General features: G+C 69.2%; 21 protein-coding genes. 12 read left to right on the top strand and 9 right to left on the bottom strand.

Annotated elements, in window-relative coordinates; genetic code table 11:
• Window positions 1-131 precede the first annotated feature (131 nt).
• Window positions 132-2,288 (bottom strand): hybrid sensor histidine kinase/response regulator, encoded by a 2,157-nt coding sequence (locus BDK89_RS00370; RefSeq protein ID WP_133867061.1) that lies wholly within the window; start codon window positions 2,286-2,288, stop codon window positions 132-134.
• 181 nt (window positions 2,289-2,469) lie between these two features.
• On the bottom strand, window positions 2,470-3,261 hold the full coding sequence (locus BDK89_RS00365) for a DUF169 domain-containing protein (protein WP_133867060.1): 792 nt from the start codon (window positions 3,259-3,261) through the stop codon (window positions 2,470-2,472).
• Between the two features lie 134 nt (window positions 3,262-3,395).
• Here BDK89_RS00365 and BDK89_RS21995 point away from each other — a divergent pair, with 134 nt between their 5' ends.
• From BDK89_RS21995 to BDK89_RS00340, 5 genes are all read left to right on the top strand, one after another.
• Complete coding sequence (locus BDK89_RS21995; protein WP_208293906.1) at window positions 3,396-4,517, top strand: hypothetical protein; 1,122 nt, start codon at window positions 3,396-3,398, stop codon at window positions 4,515-4,517.
• 15 nt (window positions 4,518-4,532) lie between these two features.
• On the top strand, window positions 4,533-5,183 hold the full coding sequence (locus BDK89_RS00355) for a hypothetical protein (protein ID WP_133867059.1): 651 nt from the start codon (window positions 4,533-4,535) through the stop codon (window positions 5,181-5,183).
• A 75-nt stretch (window positions 5,184-5,258) separates the two neighbouring features.
• A complete protein-coding gene (locus BDK89_RS00350) occupies window positions 5,259-6,209 on the top strand; it encodes a hypothetical protein (protein ID WP_133867058.1) in 951 nt (316 codons plus the stop codon).
• A 219-nt stretch (window positions 6,210-6,428) separates the two neighbouring features.
• Window positions 6,429-7,274, top strand: a complete 846-nt coding sequence (locus tag BDK89_RS00345; RefSeq protein ID WP_133867057.1) for an SMP-30/gluconolactonase/LRE family protein — start codon at window positions 6,429-6,431, stop codon at window positions 7,272-7,274.
• Window position 7,275: 1 nt separating this feature from the next.
• Entirely contained in the window at window positions 7,276-8,055 is a 780-nt protein-coding gene (locus tag BDK89_RS00340) for an exodeoxyribonuclease III (RefSeq protein ID WP_133867056.1), read from the top strand.
• Window positions 8,056-8,323: 268 nt separating this feature from the next.
• On the opposite strand, the gene BDK89_RS00335 is transcribed toward BDK89_RS00340, so the two are convergent.
• From BDK89_RS00335 to BDK89_RS00320, 4 genes are all read right to left on the bottom strand, one after another.
• Window positions 8,324-8,590 (bottom strand): GlsB/YeaQ/YmgE family stress response membrane protein, encoded by a 267-nt coding sequence (locus BDK89_RS00335; protein WP_133867055.1) that lies wholly within the window; start codon window positions 8,588-8,590, stop codon window positions 8,324-8,326.
• Window positions 8,591-8,609: 19 nt separating this feature from the next.
• Entirely contained in the window at window positions 8,610-8,900 is a 291-nt protein-coding gene (locus tag BDK89_RS00330) for a TehB-like domain-containing protein (RefSeq protein WP_133867054.1), read from the bottom strand.
• Entirely contained in the window at window positions 8,897-9,337 is a 441-nt protein-coding gene (trxA, locus tag BDK89_RS00325) for a thioredoxin (RefSeq protein WP_133867053.1), read from the bottom strand. The genes BDK89_RS00330 and trxA overlap by 4 nt, the downstream gene beginning before the upstream one ends.
• A gap of 84 nt (window positions 9,338-9,421) precedes the next feature.
• Window positions 9,422-9,838 carry a nitroreductase family deazaflavin-dependent oxidoreductase gene (locus BDK89_RS00320; protein WP_133870916.1) on the bottom strand — a complete coding sequence of 139 codons (417 nt, stop codon included), beginning with the start codon at window positions 9,836-9,838 and terminating at the stop codon, window positions 9,422-9,424.
• A 95-nt stretch (window positions 9,839-9,933) separates the two neighbouring features.
• On the opposite strand from BDK89_RS00320, the gene BDK89_RS00315 reads away from it, so the two are divergent.
• On the top strand, window positions 9,934-11,376 hold the full coding sequence (locus BDK89_RS00315) for an amidase (protein ID WP_133867052.1): 1,443 nt from the start codon (window positions 9,934-9,936) through the stop codon (window positions 11,374-11,376).
• A gap of 33 nt (window positions 11,377-11,409) precedes the next feature.
• Here BDK89_RS00315 and BDK89_RS00310 read toward each other — a convergent pair whose 3' ends face one another.
• Complete coding sequence (locus tag BDK89_RS00310) at window positions 11,410-12,441, bottom strand: alpha/beta hydrolase (RefSeq protein ID WP_133867051.1); 1,032 nt, start codon at window positions 12,439-12,441, stop codon at window positions 11,410-11,412.
• Window positions 12,442-12,533: 92 nt separating this feature from the next.
• Between BDK89_RS00310 and BDK89_RS00305 the strand changes: the two genes are divergently transcribed.
• The 4 genes from BDK89_RS00305 to BDK89_RS00290 all read left to right on the top strand — a co-directional run bounded on the left by BDK89_RS00305 (window position 12,534) and on the right by BDK89_RS00290 (window position 16,222).
• Window positions 12,534-13,721, top strand: coding sequence for a voltage-gated chloride channel family protein (locus BDK89_RS00305; RefSeq protein WP_133867050.1), 1,188 nt, complete (start codon window positions 12,534-12,536; stop codon window positions 13,719-13,721).
• 170 nt (window positions 13,722-13,891) lie between these two features.
• Window positions 13,892-14,269 (top strand): hypothetical protein, encoded by a 378-nt coding sequence (locus BDK89_RS00300; protein WP_133867049.1) that lies wholly within the window; start codon window positions 13,892-13,894, stop codon window positions 14,267-14,269.
• Window positions 14,270-14,365: 96 nt separating this feature from the next.
• Window positions 14,366-15,814 (top strand): catalase, encoded by a 1,449-nt coding sequence (locus BDK89_RS00295; RefSeq protein ID WP_133867048.1) that lies wholly within the window; start codon window positions 14,366-14,368, stop codon window positions 15,812-15,814.
• Window positions 15,815-16,033: 219 nt separating this feature from the next.
• A complete protein-coding gene (locus BDK89_RS00290; protein ID WP_133867047.1) occupies window positions 16,034-16,222 on the top strand; it encodes a hypothetical protein in 189 nt (62 codons plus the stop codon).
• A gap of 28 nt (window positions 16,223-16,250) precedes the next feature.
• Here the strand turns inward: BDK89_RS00290 and BDK89_RS21515 are convergent, their stop codons facing one another.
• Window positions 16,251-16,406 (bottom strand): hypothetical protein, encoded by a 156-nt coding sequence (locus BDK89_RS21515; protein ID WP_166657272.1) that lies wholly within the window; start codon window positions 16,404-16,406, stop codon window positions 16,251-16,253.
• 82 nt (window positions 16,407-16,488) lie between these two features.
• Here BDK89_RS21515 and BDK89_RS00285 point away from each other — a divergent pair, with 82 nt between their 5' ends.
• Complete coding sequence (locus BDK89_RS00285) at window positions 16,489-17,559, top strand: L,D-transpeptidase family protein (RefSeq protein WP_133867046.1); 1,071 nt, start codon at window positions 16,489-16,491, stop codon at window positions 17,557-17,559.
• A gap of 9 nt (window positions 17,560-17,568) precedes the next feature.
• Here BDK89_RS00285 and BDK89_RS00280 read toward each other — a convergent pair whose 3' ends face one another.
• On the bottom strand, window positions 17,569-18,933 hold the full coding sequence (locus tag BDK89_RS00280) for an MFS transporter (protein ID WP_133867045.1): 1,365 nt from the start codon (window positions 18,931-18,933) through the stop codon (window positions 17,569-17,571).
• Between the two features lie 260 nt (window positions 18,934-19,193).
• On the opposite strand from BDK89_RS00280, the gene BDK89_RS00275 reads away from it, so the two are divergent.
• Complete coding sequence (locus BDK89_RS00275; protein WP_133867044.1) at window positions 19,194-19,706, top strand: gluconokinase; 513 nt, start codon at window positions 19,194-19,196, stop codon at window positions 19,704-19,706.
• The last annotated feature ends 6 nt before the right edge of the window (window positions 19,707-19,712 follow it).

Below are 19,712 nucleotides of genomic sequence, written 5' to 3'. Positions count from 1 at the left end.
GAGGGTCACCGTCCGGGCCGCTGCCCGACTTACGAAACTGAACCGGCCAGTATCGTAAATCATTCCCGATCGCAGACGAACGTGGACGACGGTGACGTCGGTCACCCGGGCGAGCCGACGAGGTCGATGGTTCAGCCGGAGGAGAGCGACCAGCGCTCGACGAGCGCTTCGACGATCGCCGCCCGGAGCTGCGACTGGCCGAACGGCTTGGCCAACACTGCAGTCGGCTCGGCGCCGCTGCCGACCTCGGGGGCGCCCGAACCCGACATCAGCACCACCACCGCATCAGGGCGGGCGTCGGCCATGGCGGTCGCGACCTCCAGCCCGTCGAGCTCGGGCATGTGGAAGTCGGTGAGGACGACGTCGATCGCGCCGTCGTGCGAGCGGGCGATCTCGACGGCGTCGGCACCGGAGCCGGCGGCGATCACCTCGCAGCCGGCGAGCACCAACAGTCGCTTGGCGACCTCGAGCAAGATCGCGTCGTCGTCGACCACCAGCACGACGAGCCCCTCGAGCGACGGTTCGGAGATGGCGACGGGCGTGGCGTCGGTCGGCCGCTCCTCGACCGGCACCGACGGCAGCAACACCTCGAACGTCGTGCCCTCCGGACCCGTCGACGCGACACGAACCGAGCCGCCCGCCCCTTCCGCCACCTTGAGCACCGTCGAGAGTCCGAGCCCCGTGCCGGTCTCCTTGGTGGTGAAGAAGGCGTCGAAGAGCTGGTCGACGATCTCGTCCGGGATGCCCGGACCGGTGTCGGCCACGCGGACACGTACCTGTTCGACCGTGTCGTCGATCGACGGGAGGCAGTCGATCGAGACGCACAGCCGGCCGGAGCCGCCCATCGCGTCTCGGGCGTTCACGACCAGGTTGAGGAGCAACTGCTCGTAGCGTCCTCGGTCGAGCTCGACCGGCGGCACGTCGGGAGCGATCTCGAGCCGCATCTCGATCGAGCGGCCGATCGTTCCGGCGAGCAGCGCCTCGGCGTCGCGGGTCGCCGCCACCACGTCGAGCGCCTCGACGTCGTCACCCTGGTCTCGGGCGAAGGTGAGGAGCTGGCGGATCATCCGACGGGCCTGCTCGGTCGCGTCGTCGATCAGGTCGAGATCGGCATCGAGACCAGCGCCGTCGGCCGACCGCACCGGCTGCTTGCCGTGGGCCCGGGCGAGCTCCGACGCGTTGCGGATGATCTGCAGCACATTGTTGAAGTCGTGGGCGATACCGCCGGCGAGGTGACCCAGCCCTTCGAGACGGCGGGCCTTCCACAGTTCGGTCTCGACGCGTTCCCGCTCGGCGACCTCCCGCATCCGACGTTGCTCGTCCAATGCCGAACGGCTTTCGTACTCGGCGCGGAGACGGGCGACCTCCTCGGCAGCGAGTTCTCGCTCGACGTGCTGACGGTGGGCCGTCTCCTCGGCGAGTCGGGCCATCGCGATCTTCGCCTTCGTGAGGTTCTGATGCGCTGAGTACGCACCCATCAGCGCGAGCGCCACGAGCGCCGCGACGAGACACGAGGCGACGAGCATCACGGTGGCGACGCGCTCTCGGTCGAAGTCGCCGTTCGACGCCGCCCCGAGCGCCCCTCGCCACGTGAGCGTGGACGCGGCGAACACGACCGCACCGACCACGCCCGGCAGCCACTTGCCGATGTCGGCTCGATCGCGCCTCGCCGCCTCGGCGAACAAGCCGCCCGCCACGGCCACGAATCCGAGTGCCGTCGGGACCGCCATGCGGGTCGACTCGTCCCACCACAACTCGTCCCAGCCCGGAACGAAGCGCCGCATGAGGGCGAGGACCGGGATCACGGCGACCATGCCGCCGGTGAGGCCGACGAGGGTGGTCGACGCGCTCGGACGGTCGGTCCGGTCGGCCCAGACCGACGCGATGACGCCGGCGCCGAACAGCAGGAGGACGAGCGCGGTTCGGGGCGACATGCGGCCCGGGCTCGCCACCTCGGTGGTGACGAACGGGTCGACGAACACGGTGTCGATGCCGACATCGACGTCGAACACGTACTGGACCATGGCGACGACGCCGAGCGCCAGCGCGACCACTGCGCCGAGGACGGTCACCCACCAGCGTCTGATCGCGAAGCCGAACAGACCGAGCGCGCAGGCGAGTTCGCCGATCGCGGTGTTCTGCTGCATCGGCGCCCAGCTCGACCGCCACTGCACCATCCACGCCGTGTGGGTCTGCCACCCGGCGATCGAGACCATCGAGATGACGACGACGATCGTGATGCACGCGTGGAGGATGGGGGATCCGACGCTCTCGGACGAACGCGTCATCGCGGGCTCTCGGACACCGAGAGCAGTTCCACCCACAGGGCGATCCTTCCAGACGTCGTCACTCACCACCAGGGTCATCGGCTACTTCAAGCCCCGATCAAGCCGATAACACCAGGATCACGCACGTGAGTGATGCATTCGCGTCAAGCGACCCTCCGTTCGGTCATCGAACGGTCACGTTTCAGTCGTAGCTGTGCCCCAGTCCGGCGCGGGCGTCGGTGGTCACGCCGTACGGCGCGATCGGGTACCGGAGGCCATTTCGCGCCAGCGCGGCGAGGCCGTCGACGACCGTCGGGAGAAAGCTCGGCGGGATCGCCATCAGCAACTCGTCCTCCATCACGCCGCCGTAGCGGCGCTCCGCGAAGCACGGGATCGAGAGGCTCGGTTCGCCCGTGGCGAGTGCGCGTCCCCACGAGTCGGCGCAGGACGACTCGCCGACGCATCCCCACTCGAGCTTGCGGTACCCGGTCCACTGCAGCCCGTTGATGAACAGGATCATCTGTGCCGGCGTCGCGTAGATCAGGCAGATGTCGGGCGGGTCGAGTCGGCCACTCGCCAGGGGCGACACGACGACCGCCTCGTGGGTGCCGAACGACGGCAGGTCCATGGCGGCCTGATGCGCTGCTGCGTCGTCCGGCGTCGAGTACCAGACGCCGGCGTAGCGCTCGCCGGCGAGCCAGTCGTCGTCGCGAGGGTGGAGGCCGACGACCGCCGCGCACTGGTCACCGACGAAGTCGTCCTTCGTCACGCCGACCGTCCAGCCGTTGCGAGACGCCTGCCCGACGATCTGGTCCATCGTGTGGATCGCCTGCGGCCGCCGCACACGCGGCACCGCCTCCATGTCGGCGACCGTTGCGAAGCGCTTCATCCCGATCGGTGTCGTCCGCAGCCGCAGCAACCGGTTGAGATCGTCGACCAGACGCCCCCAATCGAGATGCCCGTCGACGTCGACCCGTGTCCCCTCGTTCCCCATGCGGCGATCGTACGACCACCCGGCCGGCTGGCCCCCGACCGGGGTCGTTCCGCTACGACGCAGGGTGGTGCGGCGGCAACGCTGTGTGCGAACGTTCGCGATTTCGCGAGGCGCTGGGAGTAGGTTGCCCGCCCATGCGCCCATCGCTTCGCACCACCGTCGTCGGCCTGCTCGGCGGCAGCCTCGTCGCCTCCGGAACCGTCTCCGCCGGCGAGGCGCCCGACGTCGAGCCGGCCGTCGGCCCGCCCGCCTCGGGCGACCGGCCCGAGCGCGCACCGGCGCAGGACACCGGCACCTACGAGTCGTGCAGCGCCGAGTTCGGCCTCACGAAGGGAAACGTCGCCCCGTTCGGCATCTCGGTCGCCGCCGGAACCGGCGACGTTCCCGACCCGCTCCCGATCGTGCCCGACGATCTGCTGCCGGTCGTCACGATCGAGATCGAGGGCGAAGGCACCGTGGAGTGCACCCCCGAACAGGGGTGGGCCGACGAAACCGAGTTCCACGAGTTCTTCGAGATCGAGTTCTTCGCCGCGAGCGGCAGCGAGAGCACGTTCGCACCGTTCCCCGGCGCGAACTACTACCTCATTCCGAGTGCGGAGGCCTTTCCCGACATCACCTCGATCACGATCCGACACGAGCACACGCTCGACGACGACCTCAGTGTCTCCACGGCACCGACCGACCTCATGTCGTTCCGGAACCCGGGACGTCTCGCCGAGCAACGTGTCTTCGACGACACCGGCTTGGCCGTCATCTCCCAGGCGCTCCGCGACGCCGGCTACCCCGACGAGGCCGACTACATCGCCTACCTCGACGATCCGGAGACCAGCTGTGACGACGACCCCGAGGCCGCTGCCGCCACCCTGGCGGCGTACGTGGCCGTGTTCGGCCTCGACACCGGGCTCGACGAGAGCATCTGCGACGACTTCTTCATCTACGAGGTGGAGGCGCTGTACAGCATCAGCCTGCAGGAGGTCGTGGAGGACAACCAGGTGGTGGTGACGGTCACCGGACCCGCCACGACCACGACGACGACCACGACGACCACGACGACGACGACCACGACCACCGCGACGACGCTGGCGCCCACGACCACGATCGACGACGATGCCGGTGTGGTCGCTCCCTCGACGGTTGCACCGATCCTGCCGCCGACCGGCGACACCACCAGCCGCTCCGCACTCTTGGCCTCGCTGCTGGTCGCACTCGGACTCGGCGGCGTGATGATCAGCCGCCGGCCCCGCACCGACGCCTGACCGACGGCCGCGACCATGCCGATCGACGAGGTCTCCGCGGGCACGCCGCCTGAGTCGGGGACCTCTGCGTGGTACGTGCGCGAGCAGCCGCTCCGCCACGGCCGTTGGCAGGTGCGCTGCCATCTCGACGACCGACACGACGACGGCACGATCGTCGACGACTCCGGTGACCTCGACGACGTGTTCGTGCTCTGGCGGGCCGAACTCGCCGCCGACGGGCACTCGACGATCACGGTCGCGCCCGGGATGGCACCCGGCGCACCGGGCTGCTGGTTCGTCGAACTGCCCGAAGGCAACGCCGACCCGCCGGCGATGACGCTCGTGGCCTTCGGCACCGACGACCACGCCCCCGGCACCGTGGTCTCCGACGCCGAGTTCTTCCACCTGCCCGTTCGCTCCGACCAGCAACTCGGCGCCATCCGCTGGTGGCCGGAGGAAGCGGTGGTCGACCAGGTCTTCGTGCACGAGGACTGGCGCCGCCGACACGTCGCCACCGTGCTGATCTACACCGCCTCCGCGTACCACCAGCACCACGGCTGGCCCGGGCGTCTCCACAGCGACGGCCGCCGCACGAAGCTGGGAATCAGCCTCGTCACCGGCCTGCGACACCCCGAGCGCATCGCCCCGCTCGACCTCGTCCTGCCGCCGATGGACCGGCCGACCTGACCCCCAGCCGCTCGATGGGGTCGGGTGGCTGTTCCGGTCGGGTGGTGGGCGTCGCCGACGTGGCACGCTGGCACGGTGAGTTCGCACCCGTTCCCGTCCACGTCCCTCGAGCAGCACGACGGCCGCGTCGTCGGGCCGGAGCGACGGCCGAAGCAGATGCTCGCCGACCAGGAGTACGACGGACACACCAGCGTCCACGACGACGCCACCGCCGACAAGCTCGGACTGACCGGCGCCCCGATCGAAGGGCCGACCCACTTCAGCCAGTTCGACCCGATCGGGTTCGACCGGTGGGGCGAGCGGTGGTTCGCCGACGGCTGCATCAGCGCCCACTTCCAGACGATGGTGATCGAGGGCGAGTCGGTCATCGCCTCGGCCGACATCGGCGACGGCGACGGCGACGGCACGGTCGACTCGGTCAGGATCGACGCCGCCAAGGGTGACGGCACGCCGGTGCTGACCGGCACGATCTCCGTCGGCGACGCCACGACCGAGCTCGCCGAGCGGCTGGCGAAGGCGCAGTCGCGCGAGCCGGGTGAGCTGTTCATCGTCGACCAGGTGACCGTCGGCGCCCTGCCGGCCGACGACCGTCGGGTCTCGGTCGATGCCGACACCGCCAACGGCAACCTGTATCCGTTCTCGCTCGCCCAGAAGCTGGCGGCGATCACCGAACCGAGCGACTGGTACGTCTCGGGCGACAACCCGTGGGGTCGACCGATCCTGCCGTTCGAGATGTACAGCGTGCTCGCCCACAAGATCGGCTCAGCGCTGCCGGTGCGCGGCCCGGCGGTCGGGCTGTTCCTCGACCTCGAGGTCCGGGCCTTCGGCCGGCCGCTGTTCGTCGGCGAGGAGTACGTGCTCGAGCGAGCGGTCGTGGCGGTCGGTCAGAGCCGCAAGGTCGAGTCGCACTGGGTCGACACCACGGTCCGCCACGCCGAGTCGGGCGAACCCGCCGCCAAGGTCCTGCTCCACTCCGGCGTGTTCAAAGCCAGCTACGCCGACTACCCCACCGACCGCCTCACCTGACCCCGACCCACCGGGTCGGGTCACCGGGTCAGGTGCCAGAGGTGACGGGTGAGGCGCAGCCGAACCCGTGACCGGCGGTCACCTGACTCCGGGGTCCTGTGGTCTGGTCCGACGACTCGTTCCCGCGGTTTCGCGCACCGATCCCGGGTCAGGTGATCTCCGGTAACGGCTCGTTCCTCGCCGTCACCTCTGACACCTGACCCGCGTAGGGTGCGGTACATGACGTGGGAACGGTTGGTCGGGGGGATCGATTTCGGGGAGGGGCCCCGCTGGCACGACGGGCGGCTCTGGTACTCGGACTTCCACCAGGCGACGATCTACTCGGTCGGACTCGACGGTGACCGCCGCGCCGAGTACACCGACCTGCCCGACCGGCCGAGCGGCCTCGGCTGGATGCCCGACGGCTCCCTCCTCGTCGTGTTCATGACCTCCAGAAGGGTCATGCGCGACCACGGCGACGGCGCCCTCGTCGAACACGCCGACCTGTCGAGCGTCGCTGCCTGGCACTGCAACGACATGGTCGTCGACGCGAACGGCAACGCCTACGTCGGCAACTTCGGGTTCGACCTGGAGGAACGCCGACCGTTCCAGCCGGCCGACCTCGCACTGGTCCGGCCCGACGGATCGGTCGAGATCGCCGCCACCGACATGCGCTTCCCGAACGGATCGGTCATCACACCGGACGGGTCGACGCTCATCGTCGGCCAGTCGTTCGGCGGCAACTACGTCGCGTTCACGATCGCCGACGACGCCACCCTCACCGACCGCCGCGAGTGGGCGGCGATCGAGGGCAGCGCCCCCGACGGCTGCACACTCGACGCAGCAGGCGGCATCTGGTTCGCCGACGCACTCGGTTCGCAGGTGGTGCGGGTCGAGGAAGGCGGCACCGTCACCGACCGGATCGACACGCCGCAGCCGACGTTCGCGTGCATGCTCGGCGGCGACGACGGCCGCACCTTGTTCGCGCTGTGCGCGCCCGGATCACATCCCGACGACAGCGCCGGCACGGGCCTCGGCGAGATCGTCATGACCCGCGTCGAGCACGGTCGCGTCGGCCTGCCCTGACGTGCGACTCGTCAGCTGGAACGTCAACTCGATCCGTTCCCATCACCACCGACTCGTCGAGTGGATCGAACGCCACGACCCCGACGTCGTGGCGCTGCAGGAGACCAAGTGCACCGACGAGGTGTTCGCAGCGCTGATGGCCGAGGTGCTCGCCGACGGGTACGAGTTCGCGCATCACGGACACAACCACTGGAACGGGGTCGCCATCCTGAGTCGGGTCGGGATCGACGACGTGCGCTACGGACTGCCCGGCGTGAACCGGCCGCCGTACGACGAGGCCCGGGTCGTGTCGGCGACGTGCGGCGGCATCGACGTCCACTCCCTGTACGCACCGAACGGTCGCGAGCTGGACGACCCGCACTACCTGTTCAAGCTGGTGTGGCTCGAACGACTCCGCACCGTGCGGGTGCCCGGTCGGCCGACCGCACTGCTCGGCGACTTCAACGTCGCGCCGACCGACCGAGACATCTACGACCCGGTGCGATGGCGTCGGCGTACGCATGCCAGCCCGCCCGAGCGGGCGGCGATCGACGCGCTGGTCGACGACGGATTGCGCGACGTCACCCGCGAGCACCTGCCCGACGACGGCGTGTTCACCTGGTGGAGTTACCGACCCGGCCAGTTCGCCGCGAACCGCGGCCTGCGAATCGACCTCGCCCTGTGTTCCGACGACGTCGCCGACCGGGTGGAGCGCCTCTGGATCGACACCGCCGAACGAGCCGACACCCACGACGTCGAGAAGCCCAGCGACCACGCCCCCCTCGTCCTCGACCTCGACTGACCCGTCGGGTCGGGTGTCGTACGGAACTCCGAGGCGCAGCCGAGGCGTTTCGGGAGATCACCCGACCCGACGCGCACCCACATCACCGGAGTCGGGTGATCTCCGGAAACGTCGACTCCGTCGCCGTTCCCTCCGACACCCGACCCGGCTCGTTCCTCGCCGTCACCTCCGACACCTGACCCGAAGCTCGTTCCTCGCCGTCACCTCCGACACCCGACCCGGATCGCTCCTCGCCGTTCCCTCCGACACCCGACCCGGGGTCTGGTGTTCAGCGGCGGGTTCGGGGGCCTCGGCCGGCGATGGCTTGGAGGATCAGGAGGAGCAGAACGGCTCCGATCGCGGCGACGATGATCGACCGGAACGAGAAGTCGTCGACGCCCTGCTCGTCGATCAGCGACATCAAGCCGCCGCCGATCAGGGCACCGATCACACCGACGATCACCGTGTAGATGCAGCCGGTGCGCTCGTCCTTGACGATCCAGCGTGCGAGCAGTCCGGCGATCAGGCCGACGAAGATCCAACCGAGGATTCCCACGCCGTCAACCTAACGGCGCTCAGGAACCGACCGCGGTGTAGAACTCGACCGCGAACCGCACCGACTCGGTGATCTGGACTCGATGCGGCGTGTCCGGCGGGATGACCTGGTCGTCGCCGGCGACGAGCGCGACGACGCTGCCGTCGTCCTCCCAGACGAAGGCGAGACACCCACTGTCGACGACCAACCGTCCCCACGTCCCCTTGGCGACACGGTGTGCCCGCATCAGTCCGCGCGGCACGGTCGCCTCGTCGAAGGTCTCGGTGATGCGCACCAGTTCGGCACCCGACGGCAGCTGCAGCGCGTTCACGACACACCGCGCCCGGAACGCAGTTCGCCCTCGACCAGGGTGCGCATCACGTGCTCGGGCTGCGCACCGACGACGGTGTTCACGACGTCGCCGCCGCGCATGAACAGCATCATCGGGATACTGCGCGCCTCGTAGCGCTGGGCGGTCATCGGCGACTCGTCGACGTTCACCTTCACGATCTTGACCCGCCCGGCGAACTCGCTGCTGATCCGATCGAGGATCGGGGCGACCATGCGGCACGGGCCGCACCACGGCGCCCAGAGATCGACGATGACCAAGGCGGAGGTATCGACAGCGGTGGCGAAGTCGGCGTCACCGGCGTCGACCGTCCACGGCAGATCGGTCTGGCACTTCGGACAGCGCGGATGACCTTTGGCTGCGAACGGTACTCGGTTCTTCGTGCCGCACGAGGGGCACGCCACCACGGGAGTTCCCATGCCGACCAGGCTAGATCGGACCCGGTGTGACCCCCAAGGGTCGAACGGCACAGGTGTCGGGCGGGCGCACCCCGCCGAACGGCGTCAGCGCGGGTCGAGGACGACGACGGGGATCTCTCGGTCGCCGGCCGACTGCTCGTACTCGGCGAACTGCGGCGCGTTCGACTTCTGGGTTTCCCAGATGCGGCTGCGCTCGTCGCCCTCGGCGACCCGGGCACGCACGGGGACGGTGTCGGCGCCGACCTCGATCGAGACGTCGGCGTCGGCGGTCACGTTGTAGAACCAGTCGGGGTTCGACGGGGCGCCGGCCTTCGACGCGAAGATCGCGTACGACCCGTCGAGGGGCTGGTACACGAGCGGGTTGAGGCGCTCCACACCCGACTTGCGGCCGGTCGAATGCAGGATCAGCAGCGGCATGCCCTCGAAGGGGCCGCCGACCTTGCCGGCGTTCGCCCGGAACTCCTCGATGATCTGCTTGTTCCACTCGTTGACGTCGTCCATGACACGCACCAACCGGATGCCGACGCCGCCCATTCCCGACCTCGTCGCCTCCACCGACGATTCACCCTCGGTTCATGTGGAACGATGGGCGGCGCATGAACGAACTCCACTGGTGGACCGCCTACGGACTGGCCGATGCGATCCGCGGACGCGAGGTGTCGGCTCGGGAAGCACTCGAGCACATGGTGCGTCGTGTCGAGGCCCTCGACGGCGAGGTCAACGCCGTCGTCCGACTCGATCTCGAACGTGCGCGAGCCGCCGCAGCCGAGGCCGACGAGGCGATCGCTCGCGGCGACGAGCTCGGCCCGCTCCACGGCGTGCCGATCACCGTGAAGGACTCGTTCATGACCGAGGGGTGCATCACCACCTCGGGCGCACCCGAACTCGCCGATTTCGTGCCCGACCACGACGCGTGGCCCGTCGCCCGCCTGCGTGAGGCCGGCGCGATCGTGTACGGCAAGACCAACCTGCCGATCTTCGCCGGCGACATCCAGAGCTACAACGAGGTGTACGGCACGACCAACAACCCGCACGACGTCACCCGCACCTGTGGTGGCTCGTCGGGCGGGTCGGCCGCTGCGCTCTCGATGGGCTTCACACCGATCGAGGTCGGCTCCGACATCGGAGGATCGATCCGCGTCCCCGCCCATTACTGCGGCGTCAAAGGTCACAAGCCGAGCTACGGCATCGTGCCGTCACACGGCCAGATCCCCGGCATGCCCGGCACGCTCACCCAGGCCGACCTCGCCGTCGCCGGCCCGATGGCGCGCTCGGCCCGCGACATGGAGATGATGCTGCAGCTGATGAGCGGCCCCGACCGGTGGCAGCAGCCCGGCTGGAAGCTCGAACTGCCCGAACGGCCCGTCGACGACTTCTCCCAACTCCGCATCGCCGCCTGGCTCGACGACCCGTACTGCCCGGTCGACTCGTCCACCCGACGCGTGATGGGCGATCTGGTCTCGCTGATCGAATCGGCCGGCGGTCACGTCGACACCGACGCGCGACCCGGCTTCACGCTCGAGAAGGCCGACCGTGTCTTCAAGGCGCTCCTGTTCGCCGCGCTGTCGGGTGGCTACTCTCCCGACCAGATCGAACAGCTCGCGACGATCGACGGCGACGGTCCGGCCGAGTTCGCGAAGCGGTCGTCGGCACAGCGTCATCGAGAGTGGCTCGCGAACAACGAGCGGCGGCTGCAGCTGCGTGAGCGGTGGCGCGAGTTCTTCGAGGGATACGACGTGATCCTGATGCCGGTGCAGCCGCGTGGCGCGATCCCACACGATCACAGCGAACCACAGTGGGAACGCACCATCGACATCGACGGGGTCGAGCGGCCGTACCTCGATCTGTTCGGCTGGACCGGGCCGGCCGGTGCCGGCATGTTGCCGTCGACGGTCGTGCCGGCCGGCATGGGCGACGACGGCCTGCCGATCGGGGTGCAGGTGGTCGGCCCGTACCTGCACGACATCACCACGATTCGCGCCGCACGCCTCATCTCCAAGCTGTGCGGCGGCCCGCCCCGCCCGGCGATGGCCGTCTGACGGAGTCGCCGCAGCGGCGAGTGCCACGGCCGCTCAGGCGACGACGCGTTCGACCTCGAGCCCGGAAGCGAGCGCTGACAGCATCCCGTCGATGAAGCCGGCCGCCGCCGGGGCATCCGGCCGGATCGCCTCGGCGCCGTGGTACATGCCCGGCACCACGTCGAACCGGACCGGCACGCCGGCAGCCTCGAGGCGCTCGGCGTAGTCGACGCATTCGTCGTGGAACAGATCGATGTCGCCGACGCCGATCCACGCCGCAGGGAGGCCCCGGAAGTCGACCCGGCGCGACGCCGACGCGTAGGGGCGCCCCTCGTGCTCGCGTGGTGGGTGGTTGAGGTAGGCGGTCCACGCATACTCGTTCGAGGTGTTCGTCCAGAGCAGCGCGTCGGTGTCGCGAAGCGGAGTTCGGTCGTCGAGCATGGGGTACTGCAGCAGCTGGAAGCGCACGGGCAGGTCGCCTCGGTCGGTTGCGACCTGAGCAAGACAAGCCGCCAGTCCGCCGCCCGCCGACCCGCCGCCGACCGCGACACGGCCGGTGTCGAGGCCGAGCGCATCGGCCTGCGCGTGCATCCAGGCCAGGGTCGTAACGCAGTCGTCGAGCCCCGCCGGGAACGGGTCTTCGGGAGCGAGCCGGTAGTCGGGGTTGACGACGACGATCGATAACTCCTTTGCGATCCGTGAGCAGAGTTCGTGGTTCATCTCGGGGCGCCCCATCACCAGGCCGCCACCGTGGATCCAGAGCAGCGCCGCTGACGGGCCGACACGACCCGACGGCTCGTAGACGAGGGTTCGTACCGGCGGGTCTCCTCCGTCGGTCGGCACCATTTCGGTCCGGACGTCGACGCCGTCCGCGACCAGCTTGCCGGCCTGCTTCGACAGGGCATCGATCAGCCGTCGCCCGGTCTGCAGGCTCGAATCGGACCGGAGCGACATCGGAACCATCAGCTGCGGGTGCCGCAACTCCGGAGCGACCGCCGCGATCCGACGCTGCCGTCGGGCCACGGCGAGCCCGGCGAACACGGCCACGGCGGCAGTGATGATGGTGAGGGGCAGCAGTCGTCTCATGTCGTTGCACTCGCGTCGTCGTATACGGGCCTGCGCCGAACGTACCGCGGACGTCCGCTGATGGTCCGACGGAGCGGGGTTACTCTGCGCAGGTGCAGGATCGTGTGAACCGCCTCGGATCCGTCGGCGCCCTCTTCGCCACGGCCATCGTCACGGGTGCGATCGCCGCCGTCATCACGGCGGCGTTCATCTGGTGCTACGAGCACGGGATCGATTTCGTGTGGGGCGACGTGCCCGACGCGCTCGGGGTCGACCCGTACGGTTCGTGGTTCACGATCGCGGTGCCCGTCGTCGGCGGGCTCCTCGTCGGCCTCGTCCACCTGTGGATCGGCGACCACCCCCAGGCCATGGAGGTCGCGCTCGAGACGTGGAAGTCGGGCGAGCGGCTCGCACCGAGCATCGCACCCAAGACCATGCTCGCCGCAGCCGTCATCTTGATCCTCGGTGGTCCCGTCGGCTTCGAAGCAGCGATCGTCGGTGTGGCCGGTGGCATGGCGGCATGGTCGGCGGTGCGGATCCGATCGGTCGGCAGCCTGGTCCGTCAGGTGTGGGGCGCCGAGCGGATCGACATGTTGCCCGAGCAGTTCGCGAAGTCGCCGTACTGGGTCGCCGGCATCACCAGCCTGGTCGCCTACCGATGGATGCCGTTCGGCGGGATCGACATGGGCTTCCGGTTCGATCGCTTCGACGGCGAATGGGCGGTGGGTGACGCCGCTACCGCGTTCGTCACCGCCGTGCTCGTCACCGTGCCGACCCTGCTCGCACTCGTGGTGATCCAGCGGTGCGAACGATCCACCCGCTACGAGCGATCGCCGATCGTGTACGGCATGGTCGGCGGCTTGTTGTTCGCCATCTTGGCGCTCGGCAACGAGATCGTGCTGTTCTCGGGCCAGATGCAGTTCCAGCAGCTGCCGTTCGAGAGCGACGGGGCCCTGCTGTACGTGACGGTTGCGAAGTTCGCGGCCTTGCTCATCGCCGTGTCGACCGGGTGGCGTGGCGGGCCGATCTTCCCGCTGTACACGTCGATCGGTGCGTTCGCGATCGTGGCCGCCGACGTCGTCGGCGCAACGACCGACATCGTCCAGGTCGCGGCGCTGGCAGCGGTGAGCACGGTCCTGGTGAAGGGCAACGTGCCGCTGGCGCTGGTGCTCACGCTGTACGTCGTGCCGATCTCGTACGGCTTCGTCATGGTGATCGGCAGCGTCGCCGCCGTCGTCGTCCTCGCCCTCCTCCGCACCTCCGGCGTCATCCCCGAGCCCGACGAACCCGAACCCGCCTGACGACGCGCACCACACCCGGGTCCGCGATCCCGAGCACTCGAGTCGTCGGGACGACCCACAGAAACCCCGGGTCAGGTGACCGCCGGTAACGGGTTCGGCTGCGCCTCACCCGTCACCTCTGGCACCTAACCCGGTTTGGGGTGGCGGTGTGGAGGGGTATCGGCGGCGACATGTCGATCGAACGTGTTGCGCTCTGGTTCGCCGCCGCCGTCGGGGTGACCCGCGCTGCGACCGGCCTGTGGTTCGCCGCCGCACCGCGACGGCCGAGCTCGACGTGGGTCGGTCGCGACGACCCCTCGACGCGCACCCTCGTCCGCGGCATCGGCGGCCGCGACCTTGCGATCGGTGCCGGCGCACTCGCAGCCGTCGCCCGCGGGTCGTCGGTCGTGCCGTGGATCGCTGCGTCGGTCGCCGCCGACCTCACCGACGCTGCCGCCGGTGCCGCCTCGCTGTCGGGCGAGCACCGCACCAAGACGCTCGCCTACGCCGGTGGCTTCGCAGCGCTCGGCGCCGGCGCGCTCGCCGCAACGATCGCCGCCGGCGCCTGACACCCGACCGGGTGACCGAACCCTGATCCGGTTTCGGCACGGCACCGAGCGGGCACGACCCGGTGGTCCGGCACCGACGCCCACCCAGGAGGACCCATGGCCGATTGCCCGTTCACCACTACCGACAGCGGGGCACCCGCACCCAGCGACGAGCACTCGCTGACCGCCGGTCCGGACGGGCCGATCCTGCTCCACGACCACTATCTGCTGGAGCAGATGGCGAACTTCAACCGGGAGCGCATCCCAGAACGGCAGCCGCACGCCAAGGGCAGCGGTGCGTTCGGCACGTTCGAGGTCACCGGCGACGTCAGCGAGTTCACTCGCGCCGCCTTCCTCCAGCCCGGCGCGACCACCGAGATGGCCGCTCGCTTCTCCACCGTCGCCGGTGAACGAGGCTCCCCCGACACGTGGCGCGATCCGCGAGGTTTCTCGCTGAAGTTCTATACGTCCGAGGGCAACTGGGACATGGTCGGCAACAACACGCCGATCTTCTTCATCAAGGACCCGATGAAGTTCCAGCACTTCATCCGCTCCCAGAAGCGACGCGCCGACAACGGCCTGCGCGACCACGACATGCAGTGGGACTTCTGGACCCTGTCACCCGAGTCGGCGCACCAGGTGACGTACCTGATGGGCGATCGTGGCATCCCCCGCAGCTACCGCCAGATGAACGGCTATTCGAGCCACACGTACTCCTGGTACGACGCCGACGGGAACCTGTCGTGGGTCAAGTACCACTTCCACAGCGACCAGGGCGTCGAGGGGTACACACAGGACGAAGCCGACGAGATGGCCGGCAAGGACAGCGACGTGCACCGGCGCGATCTGTTCGACGCGATCGCCGACGGCGAGCACCCGTCGTGGACGTTGAAGGTGCAGCTCATGCCGTACGAGGACGCCAAGACGTACCGCATCAGCCCGTTCGACCTCACGAAGGTGTGGCCGCACGCCGACTATCCCTTGATCGACGTCGGACGATTCACCCTGCACACCAATCCCACCGACTTCCACACCCAGATCGAGCAGTTGGCGTTCGAGCCGAACAACATGGTGCCCGGCACCGGCCTGTCGCCCGACAAGATGCTGCTCGCCCGTGGCTTCTCGTACGCCGACGCGCACCGTGCCCGACTCGGTGTGAACTACAAGCAGATCCCGGTCAACGCTCCGCAGTGCCCCGTGCACAGCTACTCGAAGGATGGCGCGATGCGCATCGTGCCCGTGACCGATCCGGTCTATGCGCCGAACAGCAAGGGTGGTCCGGCGGCCGACCCGAGCCTGATCGGTGACGACAACCGGTGGAGCTACGGCGTCAGCGACGACATGGTCCGCACCGCCTACGTCGAGCGCGAGGACGACGACGACTGGAGCCAGGCCCGGGCACTCGTGCGGGACGTGTTCGACGATGCGCAGCGCGACGAGTTCGTCGACAACGTTGCCGGCCACCTCGCCGACGGGGTGACCGGACCGGTCCTCGAGCGGGCGTTCGAGTACTGGCGCAATGTCGATCAGGAGATCGGCGACCGCATCGCCCGCGCCGTCAGCTGACCCCTCACCGGGTCGGGTGTCGTACGGAACGGCGACGGAGTCGACGTTTCGGGAGATCACCCGACCCGGCAGCACCGCCGCCAATGGGTCGGGTGATCTCCGGAAACGTCTCGGCTGCGCCTCCCCGTTCCCTGCGACACCCGACCCAGAGAGCGTTCGGTATCCGCGGTGGGTGGGCGAGCGGGTCGTAGGGTTGGCACGCCCGATACGGAGGTTCCCATGATCAAGGCACTGCTCGCATTCACCGTCGTGTTCCTGTTGGCCACCTTCCCGGCCACCTGGCTCCTGATGCTGTTCCTCGGCAACGTCGGCCTGACGGTCGGCTACTGGGGAACGCTGCCGCTCGGCATCCTCGTGTCTGCCCTGCTCGGCGGCGCCACGAGCACCAACGTCTACAACGTTCGCTGACGGTCCGCAGGCGCCGGCCGACTCGTCGTCAGGCGTCGCCCGACGAGTGCGGGTCGACGTCGGTCAGGTGCGGATGGCCGCTGTCGACGGCTCGTTCGGGCGACCGCCCGCGTATCGCCGCCACGACCCGCCACAGCACGAACGCTGCTGCTGGGAGGAGGACGGCGACGATGATCAGTTCCACGCCATCCGAGTACCCGTCGCGCCACGTCACCGAAACCCGGGCCGCCGGAGGTCGTTCACGCACCGCCGATAGCCTCGACGTCGTGCGGATCACGGGCGCGGCGCTCCTCACCGGCGGCTTGTTGTTGGCGTCGGGTTGCTCCGGCGGATCCGACGCGGCCGCACCCGGCGACGACACCGCCGCACCGACCGCGTCGGCGGTGACCACCACGACCGTCGACGCCACCACGACGACCACCACCACCTCGGTCGCGCCGACCACCACGGCACCGCCGGAGATCTGTGTCGTCACCGTGCAGCCCGGCGATTCGCTCGGCGGCATCGTCGCCTCGCTCGACGGCGTCACGATGGACGAACTGCTCACCGAGAACCGGATGAGCGAGACCGACATCATCCACCCCGGCGAGCAGTACGACATCTGCCCCGGCAACGACGTCGACGACGTGACCGGCACGTCCCGGCTCGCGCCCTCGCCCGCCCACGTCGAGGTGCAGCAGGCCGAGCTGAACGAGTTGTTCGCCGGCACGTCGCTGTTCGAACTCGGCATCGACGGCGACTCCGGACCGCTCACCCGCCAGGCGATCTGCGCGGCCCGCATGTTGCTCGGCCTGCCGGAGAGCACGACCCACCTGCCCGAGGGCAGTGACGAGGAGGCGGCGATCTTCGACGCGACGCGTGACTCGTTCACGATCCCGCGGGGCGCAGCGACGTGGTCGTCGAAGTGGATCCTGATCAACGAGACGTGTCAGGTGATCGTCACCGGCGAGGGTGACGAGCGCATCGTCGACATCTTCCCGACGTCGACCGGCGAGCCCGACTACCCGACCCACAACATCCAGGCCCTCGACGCCTACCGCTACGACCCGGCGCTCGACAACGACGGCTGGCACGACAGCACGAACTTCCCGAGCGAGGTCGACAACCCGCTCAACGGCAACATGTACAAGCCGATCTACTTCAACGGCGGTCAGGCGATCCACGGCGCCGGATACATCCCGCCGAACCCGCGCAGCAAGGGCTGCGCCCGCACGTTCCCGCACCACCAGGATCGCATCATCGACTGGCTCGGCATCGACGACATCGTCGAGCCGGTCTGGAACGCCGGGGCGATCGGCGCCACGGTGTCGGTCGTCGGCGAGTACCGCGATCTCTGACCGACGCCGTCAGGCGTCGCCGGGAACAGGTAGTGGCGGGCGGATCAGGCAGTACACCGACAGCGCGAGCGCGGCGGCCGGCACGACCGCCGAGATCCACAGCGCCGCCTCGTACGACCCGGCCAACGACTTCACGAGAGCGAACAACGCCGGACCGATGGCGCTGCCGATCACCATGGCACTCATTTGCACACCGGAGATCGCGCCGAGGTGTCGGCGACCGAACAGTCGAGGGACCGCCGCCGATGTGAGCGGTGCGAAGCAGCCCTGCGACGTGCCCCAGGCACCGATCGCGAGCACCGCCGTCCACGTCGTGTCGATGTAGGTGACCGTGAAGTACATGAGCAGCTGCGCCGCGCACATGACGAGGGCGATCAACACCGGGGTGACCTTGTCGATCAGCCAACCGTTGATCAAGGTGACCGGCACGCTCACGAACGCGATCGGCAGGAAGATCCGCACGATCTCGTCGTCGGTGAGGCCGATCTCGGCGCCGATGTCGACGATGTGGAACGTCAGCGCCGTCCCGGTCGAGCTGAGCGCGGCGACCGGCAGCGTCACCGCCCAGAAACGCGGGTCGCGGAGCGCCTGACCACGCGTGAGGTCGCGGTCGGTGCCGACCGGCGCCTTCGCCCGCATCGCACCGTTCGCCTCGCGCTCTGCGATGCCCCCGTCGATCACGAGCCCGGACGCCTCGGGGCTCTCCCGGAAGAAGACGACGATGATCGCACCCATCACGACGACGAGGACGGCCGCCATCAGTCGCCACGCGGTGCGGAAACCGTCGAGGTCGATCAGCCACAGCAGGAACGCTGGGCTGGCCGCGAATGCGAAGCTCATGAACGCGTTGGAGAACGAGGTGACGACGCCGCGTCGACGATCGAACCACTGCGAGATCATCGTGCGCGACGACAGGGTCAGCATGCCCTGGCCGGAGAAGCGCAGACAGCCGAACCCGACGCTCATCACGATCATCCCGACGACCGTGTTCATCGGGCCGACCACGCTGAAGCCGAGCAGGGTCGCGGCGAGACCGACCACGGCGGCGAGGGCCATGACCCGAGCGCCGTACCGGTCGACCGCACGGCCACCGCGAGGGAGCACGAAGCCGCTCGTGCCCGTGCCGATCAGATAGGCGATCGAGAGTTGGAGCCGGCTCAACCCGGTGCCGTCGGTGAGGTGGTCGGTGAAGACGCTGACGCCGGCGGTCTGGCCGGGCACCGACGCGATCATGCCGATCGTGCCGACGACGACGATCACCCAGCCGTAATAGAACGGGAACCTCGACGGGTCGAACGGCCACAAGCCGGTCTCGCGCTCGGCCAAAGACGCCGAGTCGTCCGGGCGCGCGTCGACGTCGGTGCGGGGGGTCACCGGATCAACCTACGCAGATCGACGGTCTCCGCCACGACGATCCGGTTCGATCGAAGCGTCGCCCGAACGCGATGCGGCGACGACCGGTGCCTCGGTCGTCGCCGCGAATCCCACCGCTGGCGGGCGGCGGCACCGGGCCGGGGCCGGCTCGGTGTGACGCGAACGATGCCACGTCGGCGTCGACGATGCGCGGATGGAACAGCGCCGCTGGAGTCGGGTCGTGGGTCGTCCGGCAGACGGCGTGGTTGAATCGATCGGAGATGGCCGACAGCGACACGACCCCCGAGACACCTCTCCGACTGATCGTGATGGGCGTCGCCGGATCGGGCAAGACCACGATCGGGCTCCGACTCGGCGAGGCGCTCGACGTGGAGTACGTGGAGGCCGACGACGCACATCCGCCGACGAACGTCGAGAAGATGGCGGCAGGAATCCCCCTCACCGACGCCGACCGCCAACCGTGGCTCGAGACGCTCGCGTCCCGGCTCGCTGCTCGGACTCGGGTGGTCATCTCGTGCTCGGCGCTGAAGCGCAGCTATCGCGACGTGCTGCGTGCGGCGGGTGGGGTCACGTTCGTGTGCCTCGATCTGCCGCCTGCCGTCGCCAGACATCGTGCCGGCGACCGGACCGATCACTTCATGGGGCCGAACATGATCGACAGCCAGTTCGCCACCCTCGAACCGCCGACCGCCGACGAGACCGACGTGATCACCGTCGACGCAACGGCCACTCCGGCCGAGATCGTCGCAGCGATCGTCGACCGGGTCGGCTGAGCGTCG

It is taken from the genome of Ilumatobacter fluminis, from assembly GCF_004364865.1.
GTDB classification, from domain to species: Bacteria; Actinomycetota; Acidimicrobiia; order Acidimicrobiales; family Ilumatobacteraceae; genus Ilumatobacter; species Ilumatobacter fluminis.
Note: the sequence above shows the minus strand (reverse complement) of the source record. Positions and strands in the feature narration are given on the sequence as shown.

Excerpts from the sequence above, each read along its gene's own strand:
- BDK89_RS00275 (WP_133867044.1), top strand. The coding sequence starts at position 19,194 with ATGGCCGACAGCGACACGACCCCCGAGACACCTCTCCGACTGATCGTG.
- BDK89_RS00295 (WP_133867048.1), top strand. The coding sequence starts at position 14,366 with ATGGCCGATTGCCCGTTCACCACTACCGACAGCGGGGCACCCGCACCC.
- BDK89_RS00320 (WP_133870916.1), bottom strand. The coding sequence starts at position 9,838 with ATGGACGACGTCAACGAGTGGAACAAGCAGATCATCGAGGAGTTCCGG.
- BDK89_RS00310 (WP_133867051.1), bottom strand. The coding sequence starts at position 12,441 with ATGAGACGACTGCTGCCCCTCACCATCATCACTGCCGCCGTGGCCGTG.
- BDK89_RS00365 (WP_133867060.1), bottom strand. The coding sequence starts at position 3,261 with ATGGGGAACGAGGGGACACGGGTCGACGTCGACGGGCATCTCGATTGG.
- BDK89_RS00345 (WP_133867057.1), top strand. The coding sequence starts at position 6,429 with ATGACGTGGGAACGGTTGGTCGGGGGGATCGATTTCGGGGAGGGGCCC.
- BDK89_RS00290 (WP_133867047.1), top strand. The coding sequence starts at position 16,034 with ATGATCAAGGCACTGCTCGCATTCACCGTCGTGTTCCTGTTGGCCACC.
- BDK89_RS00300 (WP_133867049.1), top strand. The coding sequence starts at position 13,892 with ATGTCGATCGAACGTGTTGCGCTCTGGTTCGCCGCCGCCGTCGGGGTG.
- BDK89_RS00370 (WP_133867061.1), bottom strand. The coding sequence starts at position 2,288 with ATGACGCGTTCGTCCGAGAGCGTCGGATCCCCCATCCTCCACGCGTGC.
- trxA (WP_133867053.1), bottom strand. The coding sequence starts at position 9,337 with ATGGGAACTCCCGTGGTGGCGTGCCCCTCGTGCGGCACGAAGAACCGA.
- BDK89_RS00355 (WP_133867059.1), top strand. The coding sequence starts at position 4,533 with ATGCCGATCGACGAGGTCTCCGCGGGCACGCCGCCTGAGTCGGGGACC.
- BDK89_RS21995 (WP_208293906.1), top strand. The coding sequence starts at position 3,396 with ATGCGCCCATCGCTTCGCACCACCGTCGTCGGCCTGCTCGGCGGCAGC.
- BDK89_RS00315 (WP_133867052.1), top strand. The coding sequence starts at position 9,934 with ATGAACGAACTCCACTGGTGGACCGCCTACGGACTGGCCGATGCGATC.